This is a genomic window from Serratia sp. EWG9, assembly GCF_019913725.1.
GTDB classification, from domain to species: Bacteria; Pseudomonadota; Gammaproteobacteria; order Enterobacterales; family Enterobacteriaceae; genus Serratia; species Serratia ureilytica.
The window spans coordinates 188451-204927 of the sequence record NZ_JADNRO010000006.1 but is presented as its reverse complement, the minus strand read 5'-3'; the positions used below and the strand labels follow the sequence as shown (position 1 = coordinate 204927).

The 16477-nt window shown below is 58.2% G+C and carries 14 protein-coding genes; 2 read left to right on the top strand and 12 right to left on the bottom strand.

Annotation, left to right across the window (positions count from 1 at the left end; translation table 11 throughout):
- Positions 1 to 59 precede the first annotated feature (59 nt).
- From nuoL to lrhA, 12 genes are all read right to left on the bottom strand, one after another.
- Positions 60 to 1907, bottom strand: coding sequence for an NADH-quinone oxidoreductase subunit L (gene nuoL / locus ITX55_RS15555; RefSeq protein WP_004936005.1), 1848 nt, complete (start codon positions 1905 to 1907; stop codon positions 60 to 62).
- The gene (gene nuoK / locus ITX55_RS15550; protein ID WP_004936014.1) at positions 1904 to 2206 is read right to left on the bottom strand and encodes an NADH-quinone oxidoreductase subunit NuoK; all 303 of its coding nucleotides are present in this window, start codon (positions 2204 to 2206) and stop codon (positions 1904 to 1906) included. The genes nuoL and nuoK overlap by 4 nt, the downstream gene beginning before the upstream one ends.
- Positions 2203 to 2760, bottom strand: coding sequence for an NADH-quinone oxidoreductase subunit J (gene nuoJ, locus ITX55_RS15545; protein ID WP_019453717.1), 558 nt, complete (start codon positions 2758 to 2760; stop codon positions 2203 to 2205). Before nuoJ ends, nuoK begins: the two co-directional genes overlap by 4 nt.
- Positions 2761 to 2773: 13 nt before the next feature.
- Entirely contained in the window at positions 2774 to 3316 is a 543-nt protein-coding gene (nuoI, locus tag ITX55_RS15540; RefSeq protein WP_025160170.1) for an NADH-quinone oxidoreductase subunit NuoI, read from the bottom strand.
- A gap of 14 nt (positions 3317 to 3330) precedes the next feature.
- On the bottom strand, positions 3331 to 4308 hold the full coding sequence (gene nuoH / locus ITX55_RS15535) for an NADH-quinone oxidoreductase subunit NuoH (RefSeq protein WP_033643858.1): 978 nt from the start codon (positions 4306 to 4308) through the stop codon (positions 3331 to 3333).
- On the bottom strand, positions 4305 to 7043 hold the full coding sequence (gene nuoG, locus ITX55_RS15530; protein ID WP_080376483.1) for an NADH-quinone oxidoreductase subunit NuoG: 2739 nt from the start codon (positions 7041 to 7043) through the stop codon (positions 4305 to 4307). Before nuoG ends, nuoH begins: the two co-directional genes overlap by 4 nt.
- A 76-nt stretch (positions 7044 to 7119) precedes the next feature.
- Positions 7120 to 8466 carry an NADH-quinone oxidoreductase subunit NuoF gene (gene nuoF / locus ITX55_RS15525; RefSeq protein WP_015378579.1) on the bottom strand — a complete coding sequence of 449 codons (1347 nt, stop codon included), beginning with the start codon at positions 8464 to 8466 and terminating at the stop codon, positions 7120 to 7122.
- Positions 8463 to 9014 carry an NADH-quinone oxidoreductase subunit NuoE gene (gene nuoE / locus ITX55_RS15520; RefSeq protein WP_033651941.1) on the bottom strand — a complete coding sequence of 184 codons (552 nt, stop codon included), beginning with the start codon at positions 9012 to 9014 and terminating at the stop codon, positions 8463 to 8465. The genes nuoF and nuoE overlap by 4 nt, the downstream gene beginning before the upstream one ends.
- A gap of 2 nt (positions 9015 to 9016) precedes the next feature.
- Entirely contained in the window at positions 9017 to 10813 is a 1797-nt protein-coding gene (nuoC, locus tag ITX55_RS15515) for an NADH-quinone oxidoreductase subunit C/D (RefSeq protein WP_033651942.1), read from the bottom strand.
- Between the two features lie 96 nt (positions 10814 to 10909).
- Positions 10910 to 11584: an NADH-quinone oxidoreductase subunit B family protein gene (locus tag ITX55_RS15510; protein WP_004936039.1), complete on the bottom strand. Its 675-nt coding sequence runs from the start codon at positions 11582 to 11584 to the stop codon at positions 10910 to 10912.
- Positions 11585 to 11599: 15 nt separating this feature from the next.
- Entirely contained in the window at positions 11600 to 12037 is a 438-nt protein-coding gene (nuoA, locus tag ITX55_RS15505) for an NADH-quinone oxidoreductase subunit NuoA (RefSeq protein ID WP_094141781.1), read from the bottom strand.
- A gap of 706 nt (positions 12038 to 12743) precedes the next feature.
- Positions 12744 to 13688, bottom strand: coding sequence for a transcriptional regulator LrhA (gene lrhA / locus ITX55_RS15500; protein WP_033643860.1), 945 nt, complete (start codon positions 13686 to 13688; stop codon positions 12744 to 12746).
- A gap of 856 nt (positions 13689 to 14544) precedes the next feature.
- Here lrhA and ITX55_RS15495 point away from each other — a divergent pair.
- Positions 14545 to 15759, top strand: a complete 1215-nt coding sequence (locus ITX55_RS15495; RefSeq protein WP_019453720.1) for a pyridoxal phosphate-dependent aminotransferase — start codon at positions 14545 to 14547, stop codon at positions 15757 to 15759.
- A 107-nt stretch (positions 15760 to 15866) separates the two neighbouring features.
- Positions 15867 to 16466, top strand: coding sequence for a 5'-deoxynucleotidase (yfbR, locus tag ITX55_RS15490; protein WP_108681621.1), 600 nt, complete (start codon positions 15867 to 15869; stop codon positions 16464 to 16466).
- Positions 16467 to 16477: the final 11 nt, after the last annotated feature.

Here is a 16477-nt window from a genome sequence, read left to right as displayed (position 1 = left end):
TTGTACGTAGCGCCTGCCCGGCGCTACGCCCGAAAAATGCGTCTGTTTAAATTATTCAATTAAACCAAAATCAACAGAGCCAATACGACCACTGCACCCACACCCATAGACGCTATATACCAACGCACCTGACCGTTCTCGCTCACCGTCAGACCGCGGTTCCCCCAGCGGGAGAAGACGGCCGGCAGATTCATCAGCGAGTTCAGCGGATCGCGTTGCAGCAGCTTCGCAATGCCCAGGTACGGCTTGACGAACACTTTGTCATACAGCCAGTCGAAGCCCCAGGCATGGAACCACCAGGTCGAGAAGAAACGACCCGGCGCGCTGTTGGCGATGCTGTTGACCAGGCTGCGTTTGCCCAGCCACAGCGCGGCCGCCAGCAGAATGCCGACGATAGCCACCACGCCGGAGGTGATTTCAAGCCGCAGCACGCTGCCGTGCGCCAGCTCGGTGGTCTCCGGCAGCACGCCCTGCAACGGCGGCACGATCATCGCGCCGACGAAGGTGGACAGCACCAGCAGAACCAGCAGTGGCAAGTGGTGAGTGATGCCTTTACCGGCATGCGCTTTGATTTTCTCTTCGCCATGGAACACGATGAAAATCATACGGAAGGTGTACAGCGAGGTCATGAACGCACCGACCAGGCCGGCAACCATCAGGTTGATGTGGCCGTTGGCCATCGCGCCCGCCAGGATCTCGTCCTTACTGAAGAAGCCGGCCGTGACCAGCGGCAACGCAGACAGCGCCGCGCCGCCCACCAGGAAGCAGACGTACACCAGCGGGATGCTCTTGCGCAGACCGCCCATCTTGAAGATGTTTTGCTCGTGGTGGCAAGCCAGGATCACCGAACCGGACGACAGGAACAGCAGCGCCTTGAAGAACGCGTGGGTCATCAGGTGGAAGATCGCCGCGTCCCATGCCTGCACGCCCAGCGCCAGGAACATGTAACCGATCTGGCTCATGGTGGAGTAAGCGAGCACGCGCTTGATGTCGGTCTGCACCAGCGCGGCGAAGCCGGCCAGCAGCAGAGTGACCGCACCGACGATGCCCACCAGGTGCAGCACTTCCGGCGCCATCAGGAACAGGCCGTGCGTGCGGGCGATCAGATAGACGCCCGCGGTCACCATGGTCGCAGCGTGGATCAGTGCGGAAACCGGGGTTGGGCCCGCCATCGCGTCCGCCAACCAGGTTTGCAACGGCAGCTGCGCCGATTTGCCGACCGCGCCGCCCAGCAGCATCAGGGTCGCCCAGGTGATGGCCGTGTCGCCCACCGCCAGTTTCTGCGGCGCCAGGATCATCAGCTCGCGGATGTTCAGCGTGCCCAGCTCGTTGTAGAGGATGAACAGCGCGAACGCCAGGAACACGTCGCCCACGCGGGTCACGATAAAGGCTTTCATCGCCGCCGCGCCGTTGGCCGGATCTTTGTAGTAGAAACCGATCAACAGGTAGCTGCACAGGCCCACGCCTTCCCAACCCAGGTACATCAGCAGCAGGTTGTCCGCCAGCACCAATACCACCATGCTGGCGATAAACAGGTTGGTGTAAGCGAAGAAGCGCGAATAGCCCTCTTCACCGCGCATGTACCAGGAAGCGAACATGTGGATGAAGAAGCCGACGCCGGTGACCACCGACAGCATGGTCAGCGACAGGCCGTCCAGCACCAGAGTCACGCCGATATTGAAGTTGCCGACGGCCATCCAGGTCCACAGGCTTTGCTCGAACAGCTGCACGCCGGCGGCTTTCTGGGCGAAGAAATCCATCGCCACATACACCGTGACCAGCGCAGCCAGGCCGATAGAACCCACGCCGACGGTGGCCGCCGTGTTTTCAGACCAACGACCGCGGGAAAATGCCAACAGCAGGAACCCGATCAGCGGTAGCAGAATTGTTAAATATAATAGGTTCATCCGCGCATCTCACTGACAGTATCAATATTCAGGGTATGACGACGACGGTAGAGCTGCAGCAGCAGCGCCAGGCCGATACTGGCCTCGGCTGCCGCCAGGCTGATCGCCAGGATGTACATCACCTGTCCGTCCGCCTGGCCCCAGTAGCTTCCCGCCACGATAAACGCCAACGCCGCAGCGTTGATCATCACTTCCAGGCTGATCAGCATAAACAGCAGGTTGCGGCGCACCAGCAGCCCGGTCAGCCCGAGCACAAACAGGATAGCCGCCAGGATCAGGCCATGTTGAAGAGGGATCATGCTTGCTCCTCCGATTTTCTTCTCGCCATTTCGCCACTCGCCGGCGCGTTGCTCAGCACCTCGCCAGGCTTGTGCTCGCGGCCGATATGGAAGGCGACAACCAGACCCGCCAACAGCAGCATTGAAGCCAGCTCAACCGCCAGTACGTAAGGCCCGAACAGGCTGATGCCCACCGCCTTCGCGTCGACCATCTCACCGCTGATACCCTGATCGGATACGCTGCGGATCGCGACGATCAATACCACCAGCAGCGCCAGCGACAGCAGGCCAGGCCCGATCCACACCGTCGGCTTCATCCAGTCGCGCTCTTGCTGCTGCACGTTGCCGAGGTTCAGCATCATCACCACGAACACGAACAGCACCATGATGGCGCCCGCATAAACGATGATTTCCAACGCGGCGGCAAAGTAGGCGCCGAGAGAGAAGAAGACTGCCGAGATCGCCAATAACGAGACGATCAGATACAGCAGCGCATGCACAGGGTTGGTATGGGTGATCACGCGAATCGTCGCGGCCACCGCAATCAAACCTGCCAGATAAAATGCAATTTCCATGCTTGCTGGCTCCTTAGGGCAACAGACCTTTGACGTCGATCGGTTTGGCTTCGTTTTCGGCTTCGCCTTTGGCTTTGCCGTCAATCGCCATACCGGCCATCCGGTAGAAGTTATATTCCGGATATTTACCCGGCCCCGAGATCAACAGATCTTCTTTTTCGTACACCAGATCCTGACGCTTGTACTCACCCAGTTCGAAATCCGGCGTCAGCTGGATAGCGGTAGTCGGGCAAGCCTCTTCGCACAGGCCACAGAAAATGCAGCGCGAGAAGTTGATGCGGAAGAACTCCGGATACCAACGGCCGTCTTTCTGTTCCGCTTTTTGCAGCGAGATACAGCCGACCGGGCAGGCAACCGCACACAGGTTACAGGCGACGCAGCGCTCTTCGCCGTCCGGATCGCGCGTCAGCACGATGCGGCCGCGGTAGCGCGGCGGCAGGTAAACCGGTTCTTCCGGGTACATCTGGGTTTCACGCTTGGCGAAGGCATGCATGCCAATCATCCAAATGCTGCGCACCTGGGTGCCGAAACCAACCACTAACTCTTTCAATGTCATGGTTTATTCACCCCTTATTGAGCGTTGTACAAAATGACCGCGGCGGTTGCCAGCAGGTTCAGCAGCGTCAGCGGCAGGCACACTTTCCAGCCGAAAGACATCACCTGGTCATAACGCGGACGCGGCAGCGCGGCGCGGATCAGGATGAACATCATCATGAAGAAGGCCGTTTTCAACGCGAACCAGATGAATGGCGGCAGGAACGGACCCTGCCAGCCGCCGAAGAACAACGTCACAATCAGGGCGGACACGGTGACGATACCGATGTATTCCCCCACGAAGAACAGACCGAACTTCATGCCGGAATATTCGATGTGGTAACCGTCAGCCAGTTCCTGTTCGGCTTCCGGCTGGTCAAACGGGTGACGGTGACACACCGCCACGCCGGCGATCGCGAAGGTCACGAAGCCGAAGAACTGCGGAATGACGTTCCAGACGTGCGCCTGCGATTCAACGATAGCCTGCATGTTGAACGAACCCGCCTGCATCACCACGCCCATCAGCGACAGGCCAATGAACACTTCGTAGCTCAGGGTTTGCGCGGAGGCACGCATCGCGCCCAACAGCGAGTATTTGTTGTTGCTCGACCAGCCGGCGAACAGCACGGCGTACACCGCCAGGCCGGCCATCATCAGGAAGAACAGAATACCGATGTTGAGATCGGACACCGCCCAGGTCGGGCTGACCGGCACGATGGCAAATGCCAGCAACAGGGAAGTAAAGGCGATCATCGGCGCCAGGGTGAAGATCACCCGGTCGGAGAATCTCGGCACCCAGTCTTCCTTGAAGAACATTTTGATCATGTCGGCGACCAGCTGCAGCGAGCCGCCCCAGCCTACGCGGTTCGGTCCGTAACGGTTCTGGAACAGGCCGAGCAGGCGGCGTTCGCCGAAGCTCATGAACGCCCCGCACGCCACGACCACCAACAGGATCACGACCGCTTTAAGAACGGCGATCAGAATGTCGATCACCTCAGGGGTAAACCAGCTCATCGTGCCGCCTCCCGCAGATTGTCTACCTTAGCACCCACCAAAATCGGCGGGATCCCTGGCAAGCCGAGCGGCAAACCAACCTGGCCCTGGGTCAGGGTTTCACTCAGACGCACCGGCAGACGCAAGGTCTGGCCCGCACAGCTGAACTCCACCAGGCTGCCCGCGTTGACGCCAAGCGTCGCCGCGTCGGCCGGGTTGACCATCACGTAGGCTTCCGGCATGCGCTGCTGGATCACGTGAGAGCGCTGCGACATTTCATCGCTGCCGAACAGGTGGTAGTAAGGCGCGACACGCCAGCCGTCGTTCGGATTGAAGGCGGCTGGCACGCGGTCGAAGTAACCGAGGCTGCCCTCCCCCGCTTCGATCAGGCGCACGCCCGGATCGCCGTGGCGCAGTTTGCCGCCCACTTCAGCCTGGAACTTGTTCCATGCCTGCGGTGAGTTCCAGCCTGGCGCCCAGGCGAACGGGATCTGCTGACGATCGGCCAGCGGGCTGTTGTTCCCTTCCATCGAGAAGGCGAACATGGTGTCTTTATCCTGCGGCTGACGCGGCTCGTGCACGCTGATGTTGGCGCGCATGGCGGTACGGCCGCTGGAACGGTGCGGCGAACGCGCCAGCTTCTGACCGCGAATGCGGAAAGTCGCGTCCGGCGCGGCATCGACGATGCCCTGCAGCTGCGGCAACGCGGCGACGCAAGCGGCGATCACGTCATCGAGCTGAGTCCAATCCACATGGCGGCTGGTGTAGGTGGAGTGCAGCGAGTGCATCCAGCGCCAGCTTTCCAGCATCACGGTGAACTGATTCTTCTTGGCGTCGTCGTAGTAAGCCGGATCGTATACCTGGAAGAAGCGCTGCGCGCGGCCTTCCTGGTTGATCAGCGTACCGTCGCTCTCGGCGAAGCTGGCCGAGGAGAGGATCAGATTGGCTTTGTCCATGATCGCGGTGCGCTGGTGATCGGCGACGATCAGGTTGCTGACCTTGGCCAACGCTGCGTCCACCTGCGCCGCCGGCGCATGGCGATAGAGATCGTTTTCCATCACGATGGCGGTATCGGCTGCGCCGCTCGCCAGCTGTTCCAGCGCCTGATCGAGCGAACCGCCGCCGATCATCGCCAGGCCCATGCTGTTGGCGGCGCCCGCCACGAAGGTGATGCCGACGTCGGAACCGCGGCCCTTCAACGCTTTGGCGATGTTGGCCGCCGCTTCGATGATGGCTTCGCTGCCGGCGTTGCTGCCGGTAATGATCAGCGGTTTGCGTGCGCCGGTCAGCGCCTGCACGATGATGTCGACTTTCTTGTTCAGGCCATCGGCCAGATCGTTCACCGCCGGCGCCGCGCTATCCAGCGCGTGCGCGATGGCGAAGCCGAAGCGCGCCTGCTCGTCTACCGGCGCGCGGTAGTTCCAGGCGGCGATGTCGTCCAGGCGGGTATTGTCGACGTTGGTGGTAAACAGCGGGTACTTGGCGTGCTGGCCGATGTTCTGCACCGCCGCGATCTGCCAGTCGGCAACGCGCTGCGCCGCCGCCATCGCGCGGGCTTTACCCTTGACGGCCTGACGCACGGACAGCGCGATGCGCGCGCCGGTTTGCGTCAGGTCTTCGCCCAGCACCAGCACCGCGTCGTAATCTTCGATCTCACGCAGCGCCGGCGTATGAACGCCGCCGTTCTTCAGCACGTTCAGCATCAGCGCCAGGCGTGATTGCTCCGCCTGAGCGATACCGGTGTAGTAGTTCTCGGCGCCGACCAGCTCGCGCAGCGCGAAGTTGCTTTCCAGGCTGGCGCGCGGGGAGCCGATGCCGATGGTTTTCTTCGCCTGACGCAGGATGTCCGCCGCGCCCTGCATCGCCTGCTCGGCGTTCAGGGTGATCCAGTCGTCGCCGCGCAGCTGCTGCGGTTGACGCGGACGATCTTTCTGGTTGACGTAGCCGTAACCGAAACGGCCGCGGTCGCACAGGAAGTAGTGGTTCACGCTGCCGTTGTAACGGTTTTCGATACGGCGCAGCTCGCCATAGCGCTCGCCCGGGCTGGTGTTACAGCCGATGCTGCACTGCTGGCAAATGCTCGGCGCGAACTGCATGTCCCATTTACGGTTGTAGCGTTCGGAATGCGTTTTGTCGGTGAAGACGCCGGTCGGACACACTTCCACCAGGTTGCCGGAGAACTCGCTTTCCAGCGTGCCGCTTTCCGGGCGACCGAAGTAGACGTTGTCGTGCGCGCCGTACACGCCGAAGTCGGTGCCGTCCGCATAGTCTTTGTAGTAACGCACGCAGCGGTAGCAGGCGATGCAGCGGTTCATCTCGTGCGAGATAAACGGCCCCAGCTCCTGGTTGTTGTGGGTGCGCTTGGTGAAGCGGTAGCGACGGAAGCTGTGGCCGGTCATTACCGTCATATCCTGCAGGTGACAGTTACCGCCTTCCTCACAGACCGGGCAATCGTGCGGGTGGTTGGTCATCAACCACTCGACCACGCTTTCACGGAACTGCTTCGCTTCGCCGTCATCGATGGAGATGAAGGTGCCATCGGATGCCGGGGTCATACAGGACATCACCAAACGGCCGCGCGTATCTTCCGCGTTTTGGTATTGCTTTACCGCACATTGGCGGCAAGCGCCGACGCTTCCCAGCGCCGGATGCCAGCAAAAGTAAGGAATATCAAGGCCGAGGGAGAGACAAGCCTGCAGCAGGTTGTCCGCCCCGTCTACCTCATACTCTTTGCCGTCTACATGAATCGTAGCCATAGTCAGCATGCTTCCAAGTGGCCTGCCTTGCGGCAGGCGTTAATCAAAAATTCTGGCCGTGTTCGGGCGAGTCGGCTTACCAGCGTTGCTTCAGCAGATTGTTCGGCTGAATGCCGCCAATCGCATGCGCGTTGCCGAAGTGCTGCACGGCGATACCCGCCTCGAACTCTTCACGGAAATATTTAATCGCGCTTTGCAGTGGCTCTACGGCACCTGGCGCGTGGGCGCAGAAGGTTTTGCCCGGGCCGAGGGAACGGCACAGCTGTTCGAGGGTTTCGATATCCCCCGGCTGCCCTTCGCCGTTTTCCAACGCACGCAGGATCTTCACGCTCCACGGCAGGCCGTCGCGGCATGGCGTACACCAGCCGCAGGACTCGCGGGCGAAGAACTCTTCCAGGTTGCGCACCAGCGGCACCATGCCGATCTCGTGGTCTACCGCCATCGCCAACGCGGTGCCGAGACGGCTGCCGGCTTTGCCGATCGCGCCGTATTCCATCGGCAGATCGAGGTGATCGGCGGTCAGGAAGTCGGTGCCCGCGCCGCCCGGCTGCCAGGCTTTGAAACGCAGACCGTCGCGCATGCCGCCGGCGTAATCTTCCAGGATTTCGCGCGCGGTGGTGCCGAACGGCAGCTCCCAGACGCCCGGATTTTTCACCCGGCCGGAGAAGCCCATCAGCTTGGTGCCTTTGTCTTCACTGCCGGAGATGCCGGTGTACCACTCCACGCCGTTCGCCAAAATGGCCGGCACGTTGCACAACGTTTCGACGTTGTTGACGCAGGTCGGCTTGCCCCAGACGCCGGCGCTGGCCGGGAATGGCGGCTTGGAACGCGGGTTGGCGCGGCGGCCTTCCAGCGAGTTGATCAGCGCGGTTTCTTCGCCGCAGATGTAACGGCCGGCGCCGGTGTGCACGATCAGCTCGAAATCAAACCCGGTGCCGAGAATGTTCTTGCCCAGATAGCCGGCTTCGGTGGCTTCCGCGATGGCGCGACGCAGGTGCGCCGCCGCTTCGATGTACTCGCCGCGCAGGAAGATGTACCCGCGATAGGCTTTCAGCGCGAACGCGGAGATCAGCATGCCTTCCACCAGCAGGTGCGGCAGCTGCTCCATCAGCAGGCGGTCTTTATAGGTGCCCGGCTCCATCTCATCGGCGTTACACAGCAGGTAACGGATGTTCATGGATTCGTCCTTCGGCATCAGGCTCCACTTCAAACCGGTGGAGAAGCCCGCGCCGCCGCGGCCCTTCAGCCCGGAATCTTTCACCAGGCCGACGATCTCGTCCGGGGCCAGGCCTTTGAGGGCCTTCTCTGCGCCGGCATAGCCGTTTTTGCTGCGGTATTCGTCCAGCCACAGCGGCTGCTTGTCATCGCGCAGACGCCAGGTCAGCGGATGCGTTTCGGGAGTGCGTACAATGTGCTTGGTCATTGATACTGCTCCAGTAGCGTCTCGATATCTTCAGGCTTCAGCTGACTGTGCGTGTCGTCATCAATCATCATGGTCGGCCCTTTATCGCAGTTGCCCAGACAGCAGGTCGGCAGCAGCGTGAAGCGGCCATCAAAGGTGGTTTGACCCGGTTTGATGTTCAGCTTCTTCTCGATAGCGGCCTGAATGCCCTGGTAACCGGTGATGTGACAAACAACGCTGTCACAATAACGGATCACGTGACGTCCTACTGGCTGACGGAAAATCTGGCTGTAGAACGTGGCCACGCCTTCTACGTCGCTGGCGGGGATGCCCAGCACTTCCGCGATGGCGTAAATCGCACCGTCCGGAACCCAGCCGCGCTGCTTCTGCACAATTTTCAGTGCTTCGATGGAAGCGGCGCGCGGATCCTCGTAATGGTGCTTTTCGTGCTCGATCGCATCACGTTCTTCCGCGCTCAGTACAAATGCATCAACGCCGCTCTGAGGAGCGGCTGCATTGATGGGCTCGAGCGCATCGTTGACTGCGTGATTGTCTTTTTGAGAGTCCATAGTTAGCGGTCCACATCTGACATTACAAAATCGATACTACCCAGATAGACGATCAGGTCGGAAACCAGGCTGCCTCGGATGACCGATGGGATCTGCTGCAGGTGCGCAAAGCTCGGCGTACGTACCCGGGTGCGGTAGCTCATGGTGCTGCCGTCGCTGGTCAGGTAGTAGCTGTTGATCCCTTTGGTGGCTTCAATCATCTGGAATGATTCGTTGGCTGGCATCACCGGGCCCCAGGAAACCTGCAGGAAGTGGGTGATCAGCGTTTCAATGTGCTGCAGCGTGCGCTCTTTCGGCGGCGGCGTGGTCAGCGGGTGATCGGCCTTGAACGGGCCTTCCGGCATATTGTTCAGGCACTGTTCGAGGATGCGCAGGCTCTGGCGCAGCTCTTCCACCTTCAGCATCACGCGGGTGTAGCAGTCACTGTTGCCGTCGCCGACCGGCACTTCGAAGTCGAAGTTCTCGTAGCCGGAGTACGGGCGCCATTTACGCACGTCGAACTCGACGCCGGTGGCGCGCAGACCGGCACCGGTCACGCCCCATTCCAGCGCTTCTTTGGCGTTGTAAGACGCGACGCCGATGGAACGGCCTTTCAGAATGCTGTTCTTCAGCGCCGCTTTCACGTAGGAATCCAGACGCTTCGGCATCCATTCGAGGAATTCACGCAGCAGGCGATCCCAGCCGCGCGGCAGATCGTGCGCGACGCCGCCGATGCGGAACCAGGCCGGGTGCATACGGAAGCCGGTGATCGCTTCCACCAGATCGTAGATCTTCTGGCGGTCGGTAAAGGCGAAGAACACCGGGGTCATCGCGCCGACGTCCTGAATGAAGGTGGAGATGTACAGCAGGTGGCTGTTGATGCGGAACAGTTCGGACAGCATCACGCGAATGGTGTCAACGCGCTCCGGCACCTTGATGCCGGCCAGCTTTTCAACCGCCAGCACGTAAGGCATTTCGTTCACGCAGCCGCCGAGGTATTCGATGCGGTCGGTGTACGGAATGTAGCTGTGCCAGGATTGACGCTCGCCCATCTTCTCGGCGCCGCGGTGGTGATAGCCGATATCCGGCACGCAGTCGACGATCTCTTCGCCGTCCAGCTGCAGAATGATGCGGAACGCACCGTGCGCAGACGGGTGGTTCGGGCCGAGGTTGAGGAACATGAAGTCTTCGTTCTCGGTGCCGCGCTTCATGCCCCAGTCTTCCGGCTTGAAGGTCAGCGCTTCCATCTCCAGATCTTCTTTCTGCTTGGTCAACACGAAAGGATCGAATTCGGTGGCGCGCGCCGGGTAGTCCTTGCGCAGCGGGTGCCCTTCCCAGGTCTGCGGCATCATGATGCGCGACAGGTGCGGGTGGCCGTCGAAGGTGATGCCGAACATTTCCCAGGTCTCGCGCTCATACCAGTTGGCGTTTGGGAACACCTTGGTGGCCGTCGGCACGTGCAGGTCTTTTTCAGACAGCGCCACCTTCAGCATGATGTCGCGGTTGCGCTCGATGGAAATCAGATGGTAGAAAACGGAGAAATCCGCAGCGGGCAGGCCGTCGCGGTGGGTGCGAAGACGTTCGTCCACGCCATGCAGATCGAACAGCATGACATACGGCTTCGGCTGTTTTCTCAGGAACGTCATTACTTCCAGTAACTGGTCAGGTTTAACCCATACCACGGGCATGCCGGTGCGGGTGGCCTGAACAGTAAAGGCTTCCGGCCCAAAACGGTTGCGCAGTTCGCCGATCACCGGGTCGTCAAGGTGATCTCGGGTCTGCCAGGCAGGCAAGGCGTCGTGCGTCGTCAAATCTGTCATAATTTTTTTTCACCACACTAAAGGGTTATTCGCCGCAAGTTTCACTTTTCGCTGTGTTAACCAATAGCGCACTAAGATGGACGTTAAATGAACGTCTTAAATCTCGTCAGGCGTCCGGAGGTTGGTCACCGCGATGCGCTCGCCGTGTTTACGCTCTCTTTCAGACTGCATATTGGCGCGGTAAACGCCCTGATCGCCGACAACCCACGACAGCGGGCGACGTTCTTTGCCGATGGATTCCTGCAGCAGCATCAGCGCTTGCATGTAGGCTTCCGGACGCGGTGGGCAGCCGGGAATGTACACGTCGACCGGCAGGAACTTGTCCACGCCCTGCACCACGGAATAGATGTCGTACATGCCGCCGGAGTTGGCGCAAGCGCCCATCGAGATCACCCACTTGGGCTCCAGCATCTGCTCGTACAGGCGTTGGATGACCGGGGCCATCTTGGTGAAGCAGGTGCCGGCCACCACCATCAGGTCAGCCTGACGCGGGGAGGCGCGCAACACTTCCGCACCGAAACGCGCCACGTCGTGAACGGCGGTAAACGACGTCACCATCTCCACATAACAGCACGAAAGACCGAAGTTATACGGCCAAATAGAGTTTTTACGCCCCCAGTTCACCATGTCATGCAGCGCATGCTCGAGTTTACCCATGTAAACCGTGCGGTGGACCTGTTGTTCCAGGGGATCGGCGACGATCTCCTGTTTTTGCAGGGGATAACGGTCGTTCTCACCGTTCGGGTCTATGCGGGTGAGCGTATAGTCCATCTTAATGCCTCGCTGTTACTGCGGATGACTGTTGGTGTTAGTGATCGTGCTAGGTTTGCTGCGGCGTTGGGAACGCGCCGGAGTCCAATCCAACGCGCCGATGCGCACCAGATAAACCAGACCGGCCAATAGCACCAAAATGAAAATGGCGGCTTCGATAAAGCCTACCCAGCCGCTCTCGCGAATCGAGACCGACCAGGCATACAGGTATAAGGCTTCAACGTCGAAAATCACGAAGAACATGGCCACCAGGTAGAACTTGGCGGACAAACGCATGCGCGCCGTGCCGACCGAGTCGATGCCTGATTCAAACGGGGTGTGTTTGGCGCGCGCCCGGGCTCTCCCGCCCAAGAAGAACGCGCCCAGCAGCATTAAGCCGCAGAGCCCAATAGCCACAACGAGAAATACGGCGAACGCCCAGTGATGAGCGATAACTTCAGTGGTTGTTGACATACTCTATGCTTACTCATCAAAAGTGGCGTCGATCGCACTGCTCTTGTCACCGGCAGTTAGTGCGCCACATCGATTTAAGGGAAGGATAAATAACCACACAAACAAACTGCTTTTACAGCGAGTTAGGCAGCGTTTTTCTGTGGGCTTTTTACTCCTTTCTATAACCTTTTGTCAACTTTGACAAAAGTATCTACACACTAGTTTACATACGTATCATTTGATTAACATTTGATGCGCCAGGGACAGGCTAAATCGTGTCAGTTAATTTTTGTGTAGAAACAGATAGATATAAACCAACATGCACATTTCAGTTTTACTATACCATTGTCTCAGGAATTCCCTGTTCTTCCACTCACTACCTAGGGGTATTTTTTTGATCCAGGACACGTTTTCAGCATAAATCCTCAAAAAAAGTGTGGCCCTTTAACAATTTTCCTCAAATTGAGCCGCAAAAACGGCCGCTATAAGCTAACAAAATAACCCTGCTATTACCATGCCTTTAACCCATTCAATCTTATTGCTCAAAAAACGAACTTAGCGTATTAAACCCGGCCAAACTCTCTTTTCAGTAACGCTTAAAAGTTAACAAAACAGCCAACTCAAGTTAAAAAACAAACCAAACACATATAAATAAAATTTTAGGTAAAAAAGGACAAAAAAAACCTCCGCCGAAGCAGAGGTTTTCATCAGATATCGCGCCGCAGCGTTATTCTTCTTCGTCCACCAGGCTGGCGTCATCCTGATCGCTCTGGAGACCGCCTTCCGCACCGTTGAAGCCATAGCCGTCATTGCCGCCCTGCATCGCGCTGAAGATGGCCATCGCCAGCTCGTTGCTGCACTGCGCGTTTTTGCACAGCGCATACTGGGTATCCGGCAACGGCGGCAAACCTTCCGCCGCGCCCAGCACCCGCAGGTCAGGGCTCATCATCTCGATCGGCCGCGCGGTCACGCCCAGGCCGGCCTTGCAAGCCGCCCGCACCGCGGACAGCGTGGAAGCGACGTAGGCGATGCGCCACGGGATGCCGGCTTCGTCCAACTGCTTGATCGCCAGCGAACGGAACGGGCTTGGCTCGTCCATCACCACCAGCGGGATCGGCTCGCCGGCCTGGTAATGGTAATCGGCGGCGCAGTACCACAACGTCGGCGACGTGCGCAGCACGATGTGCGGATGCCCTTCGGGATCGGCCGTGGTCACCGCCAGATCGATCTCGCCCTCTTCCAGCAGATCGACCATCGTCGTGCTGCGCTTCACGCGCACGTCAATAGCCAGCTTCGGATAGATGGCGGTTACGCGGTTCAGCAGGAAAGGCAGAATGGTATCGGCGGTGTCGTCGGAAGCGCCGATGGTCAGAACACCTTTAATATTGTTGTACATCAGAGAGGTACAGGCTTCATCGTTAAAGCGCAGGATTTTTCTGGCATAACCGAGAAGCTGAATACCATGCTCAGTCAGAAGTTTGTTGCGCCCATGGCGGGCAAACAGTTCTTTGCCGACCAGTTGCTCTAATCGCTGCATTTGTTGGCTGACGGCTGATTGAGTACGGCAAACGGCGACAGCCGCCGCTGCGAAAGTATTCAAATCAGCAACCGCAACAAAGGTTCTTAGCAGATCGAGGTCGAGATTAAGTATCGGACGATTTGCAGTTGTCATAGTGTATTCTTCACTTTTTTAAATTCTAATTTACGAACTACTACCCTGGTGTGTTTCTCAGACGCCGTTGAAAAAGGACGGAGCCTGTTATGACAGTACCCCACTCATAAGTGGAGGGCAAAAAAATTACTTATGATTCGTTACCTCTATCGCTTTTTGAAATGCGATCTATCGATGCTGCTTATAGAACGCGGGGGACTAAATGCCGGCATACGGGGAAAACCCCCACCGGGCCTGAGATTTTACTCATTCATACTGCCTAATTTCCACTCCATTCGTGCTACTGATAACCCTTATCAACTGGCGTTCAGACTGCATTTACGAGCAAGAAATATAAATAATTAACGGCACCGACTTCGTATCACCACGCAATGAATTTAATAAATTCAATCAGTAAGATTTTTACTTTAAATAATATTCTCATAACCACATAAACAATGCTTAAGATAAAATATAAAGTAAAGCTTATGTAAATATGCCATTTTTCTTAGTGTGGTGTGTCATCTGACAACCCGCTATCAGACAACTCCGGTATTATCGTTCCTTTACAGTTACTGAAAACCATTCTCCCTTATGGCTTATCAGTTCTCCACACCCAAGCGCTGACGCCAGCGCGTCGCGTTGAACGACGCTCGATTTCACAGAACAAAACCCTAGTAAAATTATAGTTCATGAAATTATGAACCACAAAATAACTTTACCTTTGCTTATCATAACTAAAATCCCCCGTTACGACATGCATTTGCACCAAAGGCGTGCAAAACCCTTCAAAAGCAACTACGCCAGGAGTACATTGGGCGGGTTGCGGCGTCCCACGGTAGGAGCGCCCCTATCCCAGCAAAAGGCTCAACTTTTTATGTCCCCCATTGAGAAATCCAGCAAACTGGACAACGTCTGCTATGACATTCGCGGCCCGGTGCTTAAAGAAGCTAAACGTCTTGAAGAAGAAGGCAATAAAGTCCTGAAACTGAACATCGGCAACCCTGCCCCGTTCGGCTTCGACGCCCCGGACGAAATCCTGGTCGACGTGATCCGCAATCTGCCCACGGCGCAAGGCTACTCCGATTCCAAAGGCCTCTTCTCGGCGCGTAAAGCGATCATGCAGCACTATCAGGCGCGCAACATGCGTGACGTGACCGTTGAGGATATCTACATTGGCAACGGCGTCTCCGAGCTGATCGTTCAGTCCATGCAGGCGCTGCTCAACAGCGGCGACGAAATGCTGGTGCCGGCGCCGGACTATCCGCTGTGGACCGCCGCAGTGTCGCTGTCCGGCGGCAAGGCCGTACATTACCTGTGCGATGAGCAGGCCGGCTGGTTCCCGGATCTGGACGACATCATCAGCAAGATCACCCCGCGCACCCGCGGCATCGTGATCATCAACCCGAACAACCCGACCGGTGCGGTCTACAGCAAAGCGCTGCTTGAGCAGATCGTCGAGATCGCCCGTCAACACAACCTGATCATCTTCGCCGACGAGATCTACGACAAGATCCTGTACGACGAAGCAGAGCACCACTCTATCGCCGCGCTGGCGCCGGATCTGCTGACCGTGACCTTCAACGGCCTGTCGAAGACCTACCGCGTGGCGGGCTTCCGCCAGGGCTGGATGGTGCTGAACGGGCCGAAAAAGCACGCCAAAGGTTATATCGAAGGGCTGGAGATGCTGGCTTCGATGCGCCTGTGCGCCAACGTGCCGATGCAGCACGCGATTCAGACCGCGCTGGGCGGTTATCAGAGCATCAGCGAATTCATTCAGCCCGGCGGCCGCCTGTACGAACAGCGCAACCGCACCTGGGAATTGCTCAACGACATCCCGGGTGTCTCTTGCGTGAAGCCGCAGGGCGCGTTGTACATGTTCCCGCGCATCGATGCCAAACGCTTCAACATCCATGACGACCAGAAGCTGGTGCTGGATCTGTTGCTGCAGGAAAAAGTGCTGCTGGTGCAGGGCTCCGCGTTCAACTGGCCTTACCCCGATCACGTGCGCATCGTCACCCTGCCGCGCGTAGACGAACTGGAAATGGCGGTCGGCAAGCTGGGCCGCTTCCTGGAAGGCTATCACCAATAATCATCAGGGGCGCAGCGCCTCGCTGCGCCCTTCCCTCACAGCCCGGTTGCAAAATTCGCCGACACTGCTTCACAATGGGGCCCTCACTTGCCGTTAAAGAGAGCACCATGAGTCAGAGCCATTTCTTCGCCCATCTGTCCCGCCTGAAACTGATCAACCGCTGGCCGCTGATGCGCAACGTGCGCACCGAGAACGTCTCCGAACACAGTCTGCAGGTGGCCTTTGTCGCCCACGCGTTGGCGGTGATCAAGAACCGCAAATTCAACGGCAACCTCAACGCCGACCGCGTTGCGCTGTTGGCGATGTACCATGACGCCAGCGAAGTGATCACCGGCGACATGCCGACGCCGATCAAATACTACAATCCGCAGATCGCCCATGAGTACAAGAAGATCGAAAAGATCGCCCAGCAAAAGCTGCTGGACATGATCCCGGCGGAGCTGCGCAACGATTTTCGCACCATTCTCGATGAGCATTATTACAGCGAAGATGAAAAGCAGGTGGTGAAGCAGGCTGACGCGCTGTGCGCCTACCTGAAATGCCTGGAAGAGCTGTCTGCCGGCAACAACGAATTCACCCTGGCCAAGGCGAGGCTGGATAAAACCATGGAACAGCGCCGCAGCCCGGAGATGGACTACTTCATGGAAGTGTTCATTCCCAGCTTCAGCCTGTCGCTGGACGAAATCAGCCTCGACAGTTCGCTGTAACCCCGCCGGCG

Bases quoted from the DNA above. Each gene is read 5' to 3' on its own strand.
- nuoI (WP_025160170.1), bottom strand. From the start codon at position 3,316: ATGACATTGAAAGAGTTAGTGGTTGGTTTCGGCACCCAGGTGCGCAGC.
- nuoH (WP_033643858.1), bottom strand. From the start codon at position 4,308: ATGAGCTGGTTTACCCCTGAGGTGATCGACATTCTGATCGCCGTTCTT.
- nuoG (WP_080376483.1), bottom strand. From the start codon at position 7,043: ATGGCTACGATTCATGTAGACGGCAAAGAGTATGAGGTAGACGGGGCG.
- nuoF (WP_015378579.1), bottom strand. From the start codon at position 8,466: ATGACCAAGCACATTGTACGCACTCCCGAAACGCATCCGCTGACCTGG.
- nuoC (WP_033651942.1), bottom strand. From the start codon at position 10,813: ATGACAGATTTGACGACGCACGACGCCTTGCCTGCCTGGCAGACCCGA.
- ITX55_RS15495 (WP_019453720.1), top strand. From the start codon at position 14,545: ATGTCCCCCATTGAGAAATCCAGCAAACTGGACAACGTCTGCTATGAC.
- ITX55_RS15510 (WP_004936039.1), bottom strand. From the start codon at position 11,584: ATGGACTATACGCTCACCCGCATAGACCCGAACGGTGAGAACGACCGT.
- nuoL (WP_004936005.1), bottom strand. From the start codon at position 1,907: ATGAACCTATTATATTTAACAATTCTGCTACCGCTGATCGGGTTCCTG.
- yfbR (WP_108681621.1), top strand. From the start codon at position 15,867: ATGAGTCAGAGCCATTTCTTCGCCCATCTGTCCCGCCTGAAACTGATC.
- nuoA (WP_094141781.1), bottom strand. From the start codon at position 12,037: ATGTCAACAACCACTGAAGTTATCGCTCATCACTGGGCGTTCGCCGTA.
- nuoK (WP_004936014.1), bottom strand. From the start codon at position 2,206: ATGATCCCTCTTCAACATGGCCTGATCCTGGCGGCTATCCTGTTTGTG.
- nuoE (WP_033651941.1), bottom strand. From the start codon at position 9,014: ATGGACTCTCAAAAAGACAATCACGCAGTCAACGATGCGCTCGAGCCC.
- nuoJ (WP_019453717.1), bottom strand. From the start codon at position 2,760: ATGGAAATTGCATTTTATCTGGCAGGTTTGATTGCGGTGGCCGCGACG.
- lrhA (WP_033643860.1), bottom strand. From the start codon at position 13,688: ATGACAACTGCAAATCGTCCGATACTTAATCTCGACCTCGATCTGCTA.